12 protein-coding genes are annotated in these 15,311 nt (G+C 58.8%); 4 read left to right on the top strand and 8 right to left on the bottom strand.

Annotated features, from left to right (window positions below):
* Positions 1 to 468: 468 nt before the first annotated feature.
* From BLQ12_RS21350 to BLQ12_RS27130, 6 genes are all read right to left on the bottom strand, one after another.
* Complete coding sequence (locus BLQ12_RS21350) at positions 469 to 2,919, bottom strand: ATP-binding protein (RefSeq protein ID WP_092213921.1); 2,451 nt, start codon at positions 2,917 to 2,919, stop codon at positions 469 to 471.
* A 166-nt stretch (positions 2,920 to 3,085) separates the two neighbouring features.
* A complete protein-coding gene (locus tag BLQ12_RS21355; protein WP_092213923.1) occupies positions 3,086 to 4,510 on the bottom strand; it encodes an MFS transporter in 1,425 nt (474 codons plus the stop codon).
* Between the two features lie 35 nt (positions 4,511 to 4,545).
* Positions 4,546 to 5,046: a MarR family winged helix-turn-helix transcriptional regulator gene (locus BLQ12_RS21360; RefSeq protein WP_092213925.1), complete on the bottom strand. Its 501-nt coding sequence runs from the start codon at positions 5,044 to 5,046 to the stop codon at positions 4,546 to 4,548.
* 151 nt (positions 5,047 to 5,197) lie between these two features.
* The gene (locus BLQ12_RS21365) at positions 5,198 to 6,532 is read right to left on the bottom strand and encodes a diguanylate cyclase domain-containing protein (RefSeq protein ID WP_092213927.1); all 1,335 of its coding nucleotides are present in this window, start codon (positions 6,530 to 6,532) and stop codon (positions 5,198 to 5,200) included.
* Positions 6,533 to 6,975: 443 nt separating this feature from the next.
* The gene (locus BLQ12_RS21370; RefSeq protein ID WP_092213929.1) at positions 6,976 to 7,968 is read right to left on the bottom strand and encodes a hypothetical protein; all 993 of its coding nucleotides are present in this window, start codon (positions 7,966 to 7,968) and stop codon (positions 6,976 to 6,978) included.
* Between the two features lie 373 nt (positions 7,969 to 8,341).
* Entirely contained in the window at positions 8,342 to 8,608 is a 267-nt protein-coding gene (locus tag BLQ12_RS27130; RefSeq protein WP_175469987.1) for a hypothetical protein, read from the bottom strand.
* 347 nt (positions 8,609 to 8,955) lie between these two features.
* Here BLQ12_RS27130 and BLQ12_RS21380 point away from each other — a divergent pair, with 347 nt between their 5' ends.
* From BLQ12_RS21380 to BLQ12_RS21395, 4 genes are all read left to right on the top strand, one after another.
* Entirely contained in the window at positions 8,956 to 9,168 is a 213-nt protein-coding gene (locus BLQ12_RS21380) for a hypothetical protein (RefSeq protein ID WP_092213933.1), read from the top strand.
* A 69-nt stretch (positions 9,169 to 9,237) separates the two neighbouring features.
* Positions 9,238 to 9,870, top strand: coding sequence for a DUF4405 domain-containing protein (locus tag BLQ12_RS21385; protein WP_092213935.1), 633 nt, complete (start codon positions 9,238 to 9,240; stop codon positions 9,868 to 9,870).
* 464 nt (positions 9,871 to 10,334) lie between these two features.
* On the top strand, positions 10,335 to 10,607 hold the full coding sequence (locus BLQ12_RS21390) for a metal-sensitive transcriptional regulator (protein ID WP_092213937.1): 273 nt from the start codon (positions 10,335 to 10,337) through the stop codon (positions 10,605 to 10,607).
* Between the two features lie 131 nt (positions 10,608 to 10,738).
* Positions 10,739 to 13,459 (top strand): heavy metal translocating P-type ATPase, encoded by a 2,721-nt coding sequence (locus BLQ12_RS21395; RefSeq protein ID WP_139164065.1) that lies wholly within the window; start codon positions 10,739 to 10,741, stop codon positions 13,457 to 13,459.
* 46 nt (positions 13,460 to 13,505) lie between these two features.
* Here BLQ12_RS21395 and BLQ12_RS21400 read toward each other — a convergent pair whose 3' ends face one another.
* Both BLQ12_RS21400 and nhaA read right to left on the bottom strand, forming a co-directional pair.
* Positions 13,506 to 13,715 carry a dodecin family protein gene (locus tag BLQ12_RS21400; protein WP_092213939.1) on the bottom strand — a complete coding sequence of 70 codons (210 nt, stop codon included), beginning with the start codon at positions 13,713 to 13,715 and terminating at the stop codon, positions 13,506 to 13,508.
* Between the two features lie 267 nt (positions 13,716 to 13,982).
* A complete protein-coding gene (gene nhaA, locus BLQ12_RS21405) occupies positions 13,983 to 15,203 on the bottom strand; it encodes a Na+/H+ antiporter NhaA (protein ID WP_092213941.1) in 1,221 nt (406 codons plus the stop codon).
* Between the last annotated feature and the right edge of the window lie 108 nt (positions 15,204 to 15,311).

Raw genomic sequence — 15,311 nt, forward strand, 5'->3', positions numbered from 1 at the left:
GGGGCCTTTACAGGCTGTAAAGAAAAAGGACAATCCGGTTTGGAATAAATCTCGGAAGGAATGATGTGTGGTTTGGGTAACTTATTGATATCTCTGCAGATAGAGCTATGTGTTTTCTTCCTGCGCCGATTGGCACGGTCGTTGCCACCTTTTTGAAGGAGCCGGTACACAAGGCGTATATCGCAGAGACAAATAGGATGATGCGGAGTGCATATAATGGGTAGGGGTTGATTAAAAGCAAAACCCCGGGACATGTCCCGGGATTGGATGGGCCTGAGGCGCAGGGCCTTCATCGCGTATTTTTAAAAAATCCCATGGCAGAAACAGGCATGAGAGAAAGGAGGTTTTCCGCATCGCAACCGTCCGCGATGCAGGAGGTGAAAAAACCGTAGCGTCCCGGATCCCCTGACCGGGCGGTACGGTTTTTTTTGCCCTTGCAAGGCCGTCCCTTTCGGAGCCTGCCCGCATTTACTCCCCGTTTTGCAGCACCCCCAGAAGGATCTCCTGAAAATCTGAAAACCGGTAGGGTTTGACGGCAATGGCCTTGATGCCGAACTCTTCGTAGCGGGACATGATGGGATCGCTGGCGTAGCCGCTGGAGATGATGATCCGGGCCCCGGGGTCCATGGCGAGGATTTTCTCCGAGGCCTCCCGGCCCCCCATTCCCCCCGGGATGGTCAGGTCCAGGATCACCGCGTCAAAGGGCGTGCCGGCCTCCAGCCGTTGACGGTACGTGCGCACCGTCTCTTCGCCCTCCACGGTAAAGGTGGGTTCGATGCCCATCTTGAGCAAAATCGTCTCCAGGATTTTTCGGATCACGGCCTGGTCGTCCAGGATAAGGACATGTGCCCCTTTGGCGCACTCGTCGGTCCGGGGTTTGGGCCGGTCCTCGGGCGGTTCGGCAGGCAGGGCGTCGGCGGCGGGAAAATCCACGGTGAAGACGGTGCCGACGCCCTGTTCGGAGTCCACCTTGATGGTGCCGCCGTGTTTGGTGACGATGGCATGGGTGGTGGCAAGGCCCAGGCCGCTGCCTGTGGTTTTGGTGGTGAAGTAAGGATCGAAGATTTTATCGAGGTGTTCCGGGGGGATGCCGGTGCCGGTATCCTTGACGGTGATGCGGATAAATCGCCCCGATGGTTCCCGGGCGTTTTTTGCCGTCAAGGTAATGACCCCGCCGGTGGCCATGGCCTGATGGGCGTTGATGATGAGGTTACCCATGATTTGGTTCAGCTGGCCCTTGTCGGCGGCCACGGGCCACAGGTCCTCGTCGATGGCCGTCTCAAGCCGCGTGTTCAGCCCGTGGGTGGCAAAGGTGGCGGCGTCGGCAAGGGCCTTTCCCACGGGAATGATTTTTCTTACGGGGGCTTCATGTTTGGCAAAGGTCAAGAACTGGCCGGTAAGGGCAATGGCCGCCTCCATGGACTCCTCGGCAGAGGCAAGGCATGCAAAGGCTTCATGGTCTTCCGGCAGGGCCATCTTTGCCATGGAGAGGTTGCCGTAGAGCCCGGTAAGCAGGTTGTTGAAGTCATGGGCGATGCCCCCGGCAAGGATCCCCAGGGATTCGAGTTTCTTCATCCTGAGGACCTCTTCTTCGGCCTTTGATTTGTCCGTGATGTCGTTGAAAATGATCACGGCACCGGTGACATGGCCCTTTTCGTCGCGTATGGGGGCCATGTTGTAGCAGATCCTGCAGGGAGCCTCATTTCGTGACACCAGGGTTGCTTCGGTGGTGATGTTCAGGTGGCCCCGGAGCGCGGGGTCGGTGAAGTCGGGAAGGGACTGGGGGCGGTCCGTGTGGATGGTTCTGAGGGGGAAAACCTCGGCCATGGGCCTGCCCTCGGCCTCGGAAAGGGACCACCCGGTCAGGGCCTCGGCCGCCGGGTTGAGGCGGGTGACAACGCCGGTCGTGTCCGCGGTAATAACCCCGTCTCCCATGGAGTCCAGGGTGATGCGCAGGTTTTCCCTGCTGTCCCGGAGTTTTTTCGTCTGCCTTCCCACCTGTTGCCTCAGGCTGGAGGTCCATGCCCAGAGCAGGAAGATGACGGAAATCACGATGCCGACGATGACTTCAATGCTGATGAGGAGCGTGTCCGGCAGCCAGGCACCGCCGGGGCTGACCCAGCGGCGATAAAGTTCCTGGTGCCTGCGCAGGGAGATGCTGTCCACGGCTTTTTCAAGGATGCCGAAGAGCATCGGGTTGTCGCCGGAGGTGGCCAGGGCCAGGCGGTTTAAAAACCGGGTGCGGTCGGCAATGTGGAGGTTGGTGAGCCCAAGGTCCTCAATGAGGTAGGAGGCCTCCATGCTGTTGATCACCATGGCATCGCAGGTCCCCGAAGAGACCGCATAAAGGCCCCGGGTGGCGGTTTCCACGCCGGTGGGGATGACGTGGGGATGGAACCGGTCCAGGGCGGTCCGGAGGGCAAGCGGCTCTGTCGTGCAGAGGGTTTTGCCGGCAAACTCCGGGATACCTGTTGCCTGGCTTGTTTTCCGGGTAACGACGGCATAGGGCACCTTGACCACAGGGGCGGTGACGAGAAGGGAATCGCTGCGGCTTTTTGTGCGGCTGACGGTGAGGATGATGACGTGCCGGTTTTTTTCTGCATGGGCAAGGAGTTTATCCCACCGGTCGAAGGAGAGGATGGGCAGCTTCAGGCCCAGGTGTTTTTCCATGTCATGAAGGTAGTCCACAAACAGGCCGTCGACCTTTTTTTCTTCGTTGCGGAAGGTGAAGGGAGGCCGATTGTCCTGGAGGAGAACCGTGAGGAGTCCCTTGTTGGACGCAATCCATCCCTGCTCTTCCGGTGTGAGGGGAAGGGGGGCTTGCGTCCGGCACGCCGCAAGGGCAAGGAGGCCGATAAAAATTCCCGTCAGGCGGTGAAGGCTCCGTCGCCCGACAGCAGGGGCAGGGATGTCTGGCATGGTTTATCTGTCCGGTTGGGGTGCGAGTATGTACCAAGAATACCACAGAATATCCGCCTCGTGAAAGGCAGGGACCATCGCATCCCATGGCGGCCACTAAAAATCGACGGAGATGCCTGCTGTGTGACAGGTTTCAGAAGGCCCCCTTCGGGCCACCGCTGCGAAATCAGGCGTCAACTTCGGGGGTCATGCAGGGGCCGTCGGATTTTTTCTCCAGGCGCCCCATGGAGCAGAAGATACCGACGACGCTGACGCCGCTGAAGATGAGAAAACCGGTGCGCATGGCTTCGACAAAGGCGGCGGCGGTCTCATGGGTTACCGGGGCTTTGCCCATGAAAAGGGTGAGGATAAAGGTGATGACCGTCATTGCGGCAAGCATGCCCACGGTGCGCATGGTGGCGATGAGGCTGGAGGCGATGCCGTAGTCTTTGGGGGTGACACTGCCCATGACGCTGGTCATGTTGGGGGATGAAAAAAGGGCGAACCCGATGCCCAAAAGCGCGAGGATCCCCATGAGAAAGTGGATGGAGGTCTCCATCCCGATGGTGGCGCACAGGGCCAGGGCCACGGTGCAGAGCCCCATGCCGAAGGTGGCGATGCGGGCCGGCGGGAGGGTGTCTGAGAGCCGTCCCGAGACCGGTGAGAGAACGGCCTGGAGGATGGGCTGCGTCACGAGAATGAGGCCAGCGTTCTGGGGGGAGAGTCCCTTGACCTGCTGGAGGTAGAGGCTGAAGAAAAAGGTCACGCCGAAGGAGGCCGCGTAGTTGATCAGGGTGGCGATGTTGCTCATGGCAAAGACGCGGTTTTCCAGCAGGAGCCGCACGTTCAGGATGGGGGACTTGCTTTTGGCCTCCCAGGCGAGAAACCCCACCATGCCCCCAAGACCCAGGGCGAGAAGGGTCGCGTGGATCGTTCCTTCGTTCAGGTGGGTTGCCCCGAAGATCATGGCAAACAGGGAGCCCATGTATATGAGGCTTCCCGTCCAGTCAAAGGGCATGCCCTCGGCCCCTTTCCACTCCCCTTTGAGGCGGGTGACGGTAAGGGCAAGGGAGGCCAGCTCCAGGGGCAGGGCGGCAAAAAAGACCCATCGCCATCCGAGATGGGTGACCATGAAGCCCGCCAGGGTAGGGCCTGCAGAGAGACCCAGGTAGACTGCCGCCACAACGATCCCCATGGCCTTTCCCCGTTTTGACGGGGGGATCACCGAGGAGAGGATCGCCACGCTGGTGGCGGTGACCATGGACGCGCCAGCGCCCTGGAGAAACCGACAGAGGATAAAGGCACCGATGGTGGGGGCCATGGCCAGAAACAGGGTGGCCACGGTAAACAGAACCGATCCGGAGACAAAGATTTTTTTCCGTCCGTGGATGTCACCCATGCGTCCGGCTGGAAGCATGATCAGGGAGACGGCCAGGATGTAAATCATCTCCACCAGGCCGAGCTGAACCGCCCCGGCAGAGAATTCGTGGCCGATGGCGGGCAGGGCCACGCCCACGGCGGACATCATAAAAGGGGTAAGAAATTGAATCACCGATACCACGAAAATGGTGACGGCAGGGGAGAGTGGGGGCTCTGGGGTATATGACTGCATGGTACGTTTTGAATCCTTGTCTTTATTCTGTCTGCTTAAACGCCTCGGCCGGTTTGGCCTTTTTTCTGCCTTTCAGGGGCCTGGTTCTTTTCGTGTCGTGCCGTGATCCCATTTGCCATGATGCGGTCCAGCAGGCTGAGGGCCGCCTTTTTTTCCTGCCCAGAGAGACCGGTCACCAGGGCGTCGGAGGCGGTGTTGAGGACCTCGTAAAACCCGGGTTTCATCTCAAGGGCAAGGGGCGTGATGGAGACGAGCTTCTGGCGGCGGTTTTCCGGGTTGATCTCCCGGTTGACGAGCCCTTTTTTTTCAAGCTGGGCCAGGGCGCGAGCCGTGGCGGCCGGATCAATGCAGAGGGCCTTGGAGAGTTCGTCCTGGGTAACGGGACGCTGCTCGTGGAACAACTCGGCCAGAAAGGGGAACTGGGCTGTGGTGATCCCCAGGGTGAGCATTCCGTCCCGTAAAAGGGCGGTGTGGATCCTCTGAATCATGGCAAAACGGTAGCCGAAGGATGTTTTGCGAGAACTGTTGTTCTTCATGGCCTGTAACGGTACCTTCGCGGAGCAGGGTTATTGTTGATATGTCAACTGTTGACATGGCAACGATTAGCGGAGGCGGATGAATTTGTCAAGGGGCTTTTCTGCGGAGAAATGGGCGGCCAATGGGGACTTTTTCTTTTGAATGGTTACCTTAATGGCTTTTTTGTTCGTACATGGCAAGGTCTGCATGGCTGATGAGGGCCTCCCCGGAGGTGCCGTCATCCGGGTAGAGGCTGGTGCCGATGCTTGCGCCCACGGAGATTTTTTGCCCGCAGGAAAGGGCAACGGGGGCCTCGATGATACGGCCCACTTTGGAGGCCATGGCATCGGCGTCGCGTCTTGTGACCATGTCGTGGAAGAGGAGGATAAACTCATCCCCGCCCACCCGAGCGATGATGTCCGACTGGCGGAGGTTGTCTTTCAGGCGACGGGCCAGGGTGGTCAGCATGGCATCACCGGCCTCGTGTCCGAACCGGTCGTTGATGGGCTTGAAACGGTCCAGATCCACGTACAAAAGGGTAAAGGCCCGTTTTTTGCGGCGGGAGAGAAGGATCAGCTGGCTGAGGTGCTCTTCCAGGAGGCGTCGGTTGGAGAGGCCGGTGAGGGGGTCCTGAAGGGCGATAAGGTGAATGCGCCTGTAGGAGTGGAGCAGGGCGCAGACCAGGCTGGAAATGACGAGGGCAAGCAGGAGGCCGGACCATCGGATAAGGGTCAGGATGGAGGCATGCTCGATCCATCCGGAGCTGGGGACAGCGGCAAGGATCCATGTGCCCATGGGAAGCTTGACGGGCAATATCGCCGCACGGGGGTCACTGAAGAGCTGCGGATCCCCGTGGAACACCTCACCGGCCTCGCCGAGGCCGTCTTTTCCCTTGAGCGCATAACGCACCGTGGGGTCCGGGCCCAAAAGGCCGCTGAACCGGTAAAGGGACTCTTCATCGATGGACACGCTGGCCACACCCCAGTACACGTTGTCCCGGGGGTAGATGGGAATCCGGCTGACAAAGGCCCTGCCGCCCTGGATCAGGGTTATGGGGCCCGCGATGAGGGCATGCCGGTGTTCCATGGCCCGGGTGATGGCCGCCCATTGGGCGGGGACATCGGCGTAGTGGAGGCCCAGGGCCTTTTCATTGCCCTTGGTTGGAAAGATGTGGGTGATGACATTGTCCTTGGCCAGGGCGATGCTTCGGATGTGCGTTGCCTGGGCCATGATGCTCTCGGCCACGCTTTCAAAGGTATTTACCGGAAAGTCGGGCTCCGACTTGATGACGGCCACCAGTCCCAGGCAGAGGTTCAAGGTGGTGTTGAGTTCCACCTCCAGCTGGGTACGGACTGCCCCTGCGTGTTCATAGACCCGGCGATACTGGACATCATGCAGGTGCTGCTGTTCACGCAGGGCGATGTACTGGCTTGTGCCCAACAGCAGCGCAAAGAGAAGGAGGGGGATGGCAGGGGTGACCCAGGACCCGGTGGGGCGGTAGTTCATGACATACTCCAGGAGCCGATAAACGTGAACGGCTCCTGAATCAGCTCTGCTCTGGGCAGGGGGTGGATGAAGGGGCCAAACGGGTTGTGATGCGGCAGAAAACAGACGCCTTTTTGCCGTCGCAGTTTATGGGGTTCAGGAGTTATGGGACCGGGACATGCGGTTGGGGGGAACTCCAATCAGTAACCGTATCTCTGTTTACTATGGATAAAGCAGATGCATGTCAACAGGAAAGTGGTTTTTTAGATAGAAAAAAGAGTTAAATGGCGCCGCCCTTTTTTTGCGGTGGGATTCTCCCTGACCCGGATACGTCACCGTCCGAGAGCACCTGTATTCACGGCATCAGGGTTGCCGATGCAGTGGCTTGTTCCAACACGCTGATAACGCCGAAGGGTGAGTGAGTCGAGCAGGAAACCGTGGGCTGAATTTCTGATATATTCGGGCTAAAGGTTCCAGCCCCAATACCTTAAAAACGTGGGGAAGTCACGCATGTCGGATTTCTCACGGGCCCAGGGTTTGAGACTGGTGTAGAACAGAATGCCATCTAACCGGGACGTCCCGAGTTTTTTGTCTTCCCCCACCCGCCAGTCAAAGGCCCACCAGCTCATCAGCAGCCGCTCCCGGGATTTGTGACTTCCCTTGACGTACCCGTTGCGTGGTCCGGATGTCTCGTAAAAGGAGGTGGTCTCTCCCGTTTTTACGGGGAGGGTTTCAAGGGCGGCCAGGGGAGCCACCTCGGTTGGGATGCGGCGGTAGTTGACCAGGGCGTGCTTCGGCTCCACCCACATATTTCTGACCCTGTGGGTGGCATCCCGGAGGAGGACCATAAGGCGGTAAGCGTCAGGGGATCCCTTGATGTCGATGACCGCCGGAAGATTTTCCGAGTGAACCGTCTGGCGGTCTTTGGGCCAGCCATGGGGCCGGGCTGCGTCGGCCAGGAAGGTGGTGGGCACGAAGGCGAGGTAACAGCCGCAGGTGTGGACCGTGGTGTAGAGAACCGGCTGCCCGTTTCGGTCCAGTGTGACCACCACAATGAGGCCGACATTTTTCCCCTTTCCAAGGTAGTAGGGCAGGAGCCCGCCCGGGGTCTCCTGAAAGTGAACACGGTAGACGAGGTTTGTCCAGGTCCCGCCGTCTGTGTCAAACCGGCGTGTTTCGGTGTAGACGGTGGCCCTCCAGGGGTCCACCCGGATCTCCTCTTTGCCGTCTTCCCCGGCTTCGGCTGTGGGCGTACCCACAAGGTTGTAGCGTTTTTCCGGCTCCTCAACGACAAAGGCCGGTGCGTATCGGCTGAGCAGCGTGTCCTCCTCAGGTGGAATGAATGCCACAACCCCATGGGGCGTCGGGGGAACGGAGCGGGTGGCACAACTGCCGAACACAAGCAGCAGGAAAATAAGGAGTCCGGCCGGAATACGCCGGTGAGGTTTGTCGGGCATGGCGGTGATCCTCATGGGGGCTGGCGGGGTGGTCTCTGCCGCCCTCGGTGCGCGCAAGGGGTCCAAGGGAATATGGAGGGCGGGGGGCTGTATCTTTCAAATTATACAATGGATTCGGCTGTTGACAATCCCAAAGATGGCCGTTGGTATCGCGGGGTACCTGTGCTGAGGCTTTTTGGGGCGGCGAAAAGGAGGTTCCAGGGCTCTGTGCTATATCCGTTGAACCCGGTCGCACCTGACAGGGCCTGCCCCGGATGCTTCATGGGAAAAACGCATCCGCGACCTGCTTTCAAGGTAGAACACCTTGCTGCGGGAGGCAGCCAAGTTAAAGAAGCCTCCGGCGGCCCTGCCGGGAGCTAAACTTTCAAAAAGTTTAACAAACAGGTCTTAATGGCTCTTTTTGAATAAAGTTTTTAAAGGCGGATGTGATTTGACCCGAGGAACGAGGGGCAAAACGCATTCGCAACCTGTTTTCGAGGTGGCACACCTCGCCGCCGGAGGCATTGCTTTTGTTTTTTCCTGCGCCCTCTTGATCCTGTGATTCATCAGACTTTAACCATAGAAGGCTGCTTTTTAGGAGCTGCAGGGTTACTTTTTTAACACGTTTTGGCGGTGTTTTTTTTGAACTAGTACTATGCATAGCCGCCGGGTATTCCACCCAGGCAGAATGGCCCCGGAACGAGGGGGGTGGTCTTTTGCTGCCCGAGGCTACGTGGTTGTGGGGGGGGATTTCTATGGTCATGCGTGTATTTTCGGTGTGCTGTCGTTATGGGGCTTTATCCCCCGGGACTGGTCCTTTGGGTGCGGCTGGCTCCTGCTGGTTGTGTTTTTGGTAAGGCAAAAAATACTTGACACTTCATACTTGCCGTGGGTAATGAAGAAATTCAAGGCGGTCTACATGGGAATGGAGCAAGGGCGCACGGATGCGTGGTCATGCACCGGCCTCAGACGGGACACAAATCAATAACCTGGTAAGGACGGGGCAAGATGATACCTGAAGAACACGGGCACATACTCAAGAAGATTGAAGCGTTGTACGAAGACCTTTATCTGCATGACGGTTTCGGGCGCATGGAACTGGAAATGCGGTTCCTTAAAAAAGGGCAGAAGGAGATTATTGTCCGGTGCGGGAAAGATTACCGGTTTGTGGTGGATTTTGTTCCGCCGGCGGCTGATGGCTCCCATGCAGCCGGGTCCTGAGGTTCCTGTCTGTTCATTTTTGTGCCGGGACAGGCTCCCGGCTGATGGCCTCTTTGACGTGGAGAGAGTATGTCCTTGAAGAAAACCACCTCGTTGACCCTGCTGTTTTCCTTTGTTGTTCTGACGGTGTCGTCCATTGTGTTGTATGTCATGCCCCATGGCCGGGTGGCGTATTGGGCGGACTGGCACTTCTGGAGGCTTGCCAAAGGGGACTGGGACAACATCCATATCAACAGCGGCCTGTTGTTTCTTGCGGCGGCCTGCCTGCATTTGGCCCTGAACTGGCGCCTGATCCTTGCCTATGTCGGCAGGAAGGTGAAGGGGCTGCGGCATGTGTCCGTGGAGTGTGCCGGGGCCTTCGTCCTGACCCTTGCCGTGGTGCTGGGAACGGTGCTGATGCTCCCGCCCTTTACCTTTACCGTGGAACTGAGCGACACCCTGAAAGACCGTGGGGAACGCAGGTACGGAACGCCGCCATACGGCCATGCCGAGCTGTCGTCCATTGATGTCTTGTCCCGGAGAATGGGGCTGGACCCCGGGGTCAGCCTACGGAACCTTGCCGCAAGCGGGATGACCGTGGCGGGCGGGGACCGAAGCCTCCGTGAGGTCGCACAGGAGAACCGGACCACCCCCAAGGCGATCTATGACGTGATGCGCCGGGGACAGAGTGAACGGAAAAAGGGGCGCAGGACACAGCCCTGACGACCAAGGGCTTTTGACCCGATATGTCCCCTTTTCTATCGCCTCGCCGCCGGAGGTGTGCGGTTAAAGATGCCTCCGGCGGCCCTGCCGGGGGCCAAACTTTTGAAAAGTTTGATAAACAGGTTTTAAAAAACAGATTCAGTTTAATCTGAATCAAAGGCGAATGTGATTTTCCCTGAGGAACGAAGGGGGAAGCGCAGTCGCAACCTGCTTTCGAGGTGTTTTGCCTAAGTGGCTTCCATGAGGGGGCATTTGTTTTTGCATCGCTCTTTGGACGTTTTGTGGTTGTGCCGGGCCTTATGGGCAAATGCAGCGCATTGATCGCCGACTCTTCCCGGTGGAAGAGCAGGTGAACCGAATGTTGCTGTCGCTCACAATGTACGGCATGCCTAAAATATATTGACATTGGTTTCTCTGGAGGTATACCCTACGGGGGTAGGGTACACACATATCAGGAGGATCGAATGATCAACGAAGAGGTGAAAAAAGACGCCCTGCTCCGGCTGAAGAAAGTCGAAGGGCAGGTTCGTGGTATCGCGAAAATGGTAGAGAATGAAAAGTACTGTATTGACATCATAAATCAGGTGACTGCCGCTGAGAAGGCCCTGAACATGGTGGCCCGCATCGTGATGAAACGCCACGTGGAGAGCTGCGTGAAGGAGGCCATCCTCCAGGGCGAGGGGCAGGAGAAGATCAATGAATTGATCGATACGGTCTACCGGTATTCAAAAAAATAAGCGTAGCGAATCAGTTGGGCTCCTGCGGGCGTTTTTTGAGCCTGTTTGTCAAACGTGTGAAACGTTTGGCCCCCGGCAGGTCTGCCGGAGGCGTCATTGTACTGAAACGTTGCATATAAACGGAGGATTCCATGGTCTGTGTTGAGAAAATACCTGTTTACGGCATGAGCTGCCAGCGGTGTGTCGGCGCGGTCACCGAGGCCCTTGAAGGCACAGCGGGTGTCCAGCGTGCCGAGGTCTCCCTTGACGGGGCGTCTGCCACGGTGACCTTTGACGACGCCCTGGCCGACCTTGACGGGTTGAAGCGCGTCATCGTCGGCAAGGGGTTCAGCCTCAAGGCTCCGGAATCGGAAGAAACGGGAGTGGCTTCAGGGGGAGGGGGTATACCCCTTATGGCCGAGGTGCCTCGGGTGATCACCACACACTTTGACGTCGGGGGCATGTCCTGCGCCAATTGCGCGGCTGGCCTGGAAAAGGCCTTTACCGGGTACCCCGGTGTACACCGGGCTTCGGTGAATTTTGCCGTGGAGCGCCTGGCGGTGGAGCATGAGGCATCCGTGACCTCCAGGGAGATTGCGGACAAGGTGGCGGCAGCCGGGTTCGAGGCCCGGGTGCATGAGGACACCCCGGTGGGTGAGACTTCCTTCAGGATCGAGGGGATGTCCTGCGCCAACTGTGCCGGGGCCGTTGAAAAGGCATTGAAGAAGGCCCCGGGGGTCACCGGGGTCTCGGTGAACTTTTCCATGGAAAAGGGGTTTGTAACCTTTGACCGGACGCAGATCGATGAAGAGGGGGTGCTTCGGGTCATCGAGGCCGCGGGGTACCGGGGTATCCCGGAAACCGCCGAGGCGGAAGCCTCGCCCCTGGCCGCCAAAGAGAGGTTTCGCTTCTTTTTTGCCCTGGCCCTGACCGTGCCCCTGGTTGTTTTGATGTACACGATGCCCTTCGGGCACATCGGCACCAACTACGTCATGTTCGCCCTTGCCAGCCTTGTCTTTTTTGTCTCCGGGCGCACCTTTTTCGAAGGGGCGTGGCACTCCCTTAAAAATCGGTCCACCAACATGGATGTCCTGGTCTCTCTGGGGATCTCCGCAGCCTATTTTTACAGCGTGTTTTCCCTCTTTTTTCTCGATCCGGCCGCCCACACTTTTTTTGACAGCGCCGCCATGATCATCACCTTTATCCTCATCGGCAAAACCATCGAAGCCCGGGCCAAGGGCAAGACCGGCCAGGCTCTGGAGAAGCTGGTTTCCCTGCAGGCGGACAAGGCTCGGGTGGTGGAGGGCGACCGGGAGACCATGGTAAGCGCTGCCATGGTGAAGGTGGGAGATATCGTGCGGGTTCGTCCGGGTGAGGTGATTCCCGTGGACGGGGAGATCATCGAAGGGGAGACGAGCATCGATGAGTCCATGATCACCGGTGAGCCCATCCCGGCGGAAAAGGGCAGGGGAGACGCGGTGACCGGGGCCACCATCAACCTCACCGGCCTCATGACCTTCCGGGCGGAGCGGGTGGGGAGCGCCACCATGCTCTCCAGGATCGTAAAGATGGTGGAAGATGCCCAGGCCGACAAAGCGCCCATTCAGCGCCTGGCCGACACGGTTTCCAACTATTTCGTTCCCATGGTGGTGAGCGCCGCACTGGCGACCTTTTTTATCTGGTACGGGCTGGTGGACACGTCCCTTCCCGCCGGAACCACGCGGTTTCTCTTCTCCTTCCAGCTGATGATCGCCGTCCTTGTGGTGGCCTGTCCCTGCGCCCTTGGGCTTGCCACGCCCACGGCCATCATGGTGGGCAGCGGGGTGGGCCTCAGCCGGGGGATTCTCTTTAAGCGGGCCTCGGTCTTGGAGTCCATCTCCAAGCTTGATGTCATCCTTTTTGACAAGACGGGCACCATCACCCGGGGTATGCCCGAGGTCTCAGGGCTCTACCCTGTTGGGGGAGCCTCTGCAGAGGAGCTCCTGGCCGTTGCGGCCAGCGTGGAGGCCAACTCCTCCCATCCCCTGGCGCGGGCCATTGTGGACCGGGCTAAGGCCCAAGGGCTTGAGATTAAAAAAACCGCTTCTGCAAGGGAAGTCAGCGGGCAGGGTCTTTCAGCAGATCTCGACGGCAGGCAGGCGGGGGTGGGCAGGGCCATCTTTTTAAACGCCGATCTTAAAGAGAGCCCGGAGGCCACCGCCCTGGGCCGGAAGCTCTCCGAGGCCGGAGAGACCACCGTGTATGTCTGGTACGGCACCGAGGTCATGGGCATCATCGCCCTCTCCGACCAGGTGAAGGACGACTCCAAAGAGGCCATCCGAAAGCTCCACGCCCTGGGCGTGACCACAGCCATGATTTCCGGGGACAATGAGCGGGCAGCCCTTTCCGTGGCCGAGCAGGTGGGAATCTCTGAGGTGGAGGCCGAGGTGCTGCCGGAAGAGAAGAGCGAGATCGTGAAAAAGTGGCAGGCCAAAGGGCTCAAGGTGGGCATGGCAGGGGACGGCATCAACGATGCTCCGGCCCTTGCCCAGGCAGATATCGGCATCGCCGTGGGCTCGGGCACGGACATCGCCAAGGAGACCGGGGACGTGATTCTGGTCAACAACAGCCTGCTCGACGTGGAAGGGGCCATTCGCCTGGGGCGAAAGACCCTTGCCACCATCAAGCAGAATTTTTTCTGGGCGTTTTTTTACAACATGCTCATGATTCCTGTTGCGGCGGGCATCTTGTATGTCCCCTTCAACCTGACGCTGAAGCCCGAGATGGCCTGCATCGCCATGTGGTTTTCATCCCTGAGCGTGGTGCTCAACTCCCTTTTCCTCAGGCGCATGAAGTCGTCCCTGGGGGATGGCTCCGGGGAGCGGATTGTTTAATCACAGGGGGCGGAACCCGACTCGGTCAAAGGGAACACGGCGGGCCTTATTGGTCGAATTTGAACGACACCTTCAGCCGGGTCCGGTACGCAACGATGCGGTTGTCTTCAAGACGCATGTCCATGTTCACGACTTCAGCGACACGGATATCGCGCAAGGTCTTGTCGATGGTCTGAATGGCAACCTTGGCTGCATCTTCCCAGGATACTTCCGACAAGCCGACGACTTCAATGATTTTGTACGTGCTTGAATCCATGGTGTTCTCCTTTTTGGTGGGGCGGTGTGGGGATCAGGGATGCTGACACGTGAAACGGTTGGGACGTGGTGAGGGCCGGAGGATGCTTGCAAAGAGACGCCTGCGATGTGCTGCGTCGTCTCGCCATGGGAGCGCCGCAACGGGCGGTCCCATGGTGGTGCGGCATTGTGTTTCGGCCCTGTTTTATGGAAAATGTGTGATTTTATAAATAATACCAGATGGCGAGATCCGTCGCAATGGCGTAATGATACCTCAAGGGCAAGCCACTCAGACCGGGGCGGTCCCGGGTGCCTCTTCGGAGACGCTGCTCCCAGAGGGCAGGGTGGCGCGAAGGACCAGGTACCCGACACAGCCCGATGCCAGGGAGCCCAGGATGATGCCCAGGCGCTCGTCAAACAGGAGGTTGACGGAGGTCTGCTCAAAGGCCAGGGAGCCGATGAACAGGCTCATGGTGAAGCCCACGCCGCAGAGCGCCGCGGCCCCGTAAAGGGATCCCCACGACATTCCCCTTGGCAGGCCGGTGAGCCCAAGGGCGATGGCGGCCCAGCAGAACGCGAAGATCCCCACCTGCTTTCCGACAAACAGCCCCAGGGCAATGCCCATGGGCACCGGGTGGAGAACCTGCTCCATGCCCATACCGGCCAGGTTGATACCGGCGTTGGCAAAGGCGAACACGGGAAGCACCACAAAGGCCACGACAACATGCAGGTCGTGTTCCATGCTTTTAAGGGGCGAGTAGCCGGGGGTGGCCTTGGAGCCCATGGGGATGAACATGGCAAGGAGAACACCCGCCAGGGTGGCGTGGACTCCAGATTTCAGCATGGCCACCCACATGACGACCCCCACCGTTACGTACAGGCTCTTGGACTCAAAATGCTTCCAGTTGAACAGGGCCAGGACCGGAATGCAGAAGGCCACCACCGCAAGGGCCACGGGCGAGATGTTTTCCGTATAGAAAGCGGCGATGATGACGATGGCTCCGATGTCGTCAAAGATGGCCAGGGACGTGAGAAATACCTTGATGCTGATGGGGACCCGAGATCCCAGCAGGGACAGGACCCCCAGGGCAAAAGCGATGTCCGTGGCCGCCGGGATGGCCCACCCTTTCATGGCCGCGGGGTCGTTTACGTTGAAATAGACGTAGATCAGGGCGGGAACGGCCATGCCGCCGATGGCCCCCACCCCGGGCAGGATGATGTTGCGTTTGTCCGACAGCTCCCCTTCCAGAAGCTCCCGTTTTAGTTCCAGTCCCACAAGGAAAAAAAAGATTGCCATGAGCCCGTCGTTGATCCACAGCAACAGGGGCTTGGCAATGTGGATGGCCCCGACCCTGACCTCCACCGGTGTGTCGATGAGAAGGGCGTAATACGTTCGCAGCGGGGTGTTTGCAAGGACAACCGCAAGGGTTGCGGCCAGCATCAGGACAATGCCTCCGGCAGATTCCAGCTTGAAAAATTTCAAAAGAAACGATTCCTGGGTCGTCTTCATGGCGTTCTCCGTGTCTGGTGTGATGGTGTTTCCCGGCGTCCAGGGTCTGATCCCCTGGATCCCAGGCTCTCACATGCTCTGATTTTTTTTCCACCCGCCTGTTTGCCT

The sequence above is a fragment of the Desulfoluna spongiiphila genome (assembly GCF_900101345.1).
GTDB lineage: Bacteria > Desulfobacterota > Desulfobacteria > Desulfobacterales > Desulfolunaceae > Desulfoluna > Desulfoluna spongiiphila.